This is a genomic window from Microbacterium jejuense (assembly GCF_019511665.1).
Taxonomy (GTDB): domain Bacteria; phylum Actinomycetota; class Actinomycetes; order Actinomycetales; family Microbacteriaceae; genus Microbacterium; species Microbacterium jejuense_A.
Map to the genome: position 1 here is coordinate 1 of NZ_JAEUAW010000046.1, position 312 is coordinate 312.

The window sequence follows — 312 nt, forward strand, 5'->3', positions numbered from 1 at the left end:
GCCATCGACGGACTGGACGAGTTCGACCTCACCAGCCAGGACATCGCGATCGGCATCAAGGAGACGCTCGAGAAGGACCGCTGGTTCCTCTTCGCGCACCTCGCCGAGTGACGTCGGCCGCTCGTTCAGCGAGCCGAGCGAGACGAAACGCCCCGGCTTCACCGTAAGCCCGGGGCGTTTCGTCTCGCTCGTTCCTCGCTCGCTCAACGAACAGTGCCCGACCTCACGCGCTCTGCAGGAACGCGAGCACCGCGAGCACCCTGCGGTGCTCGGTGCCCGACTCCTCCAGGCCGAGCTTCGCGAAGATGGCGC

General features: G+C 67.0%; 1 pseudogene. It reads left to right on the plus strand.

Going from position 1 to position 312, the window contains the following annotated elements:
- A pseudogene (locus JNB62_RS19330) lies at positions 1 to 111 on the plus strand (DNA starvation/stationary phase protection protein); the annotation flags it as partial.
- Positions 112 to 312 lie beyond the last annotated feature (201 nt).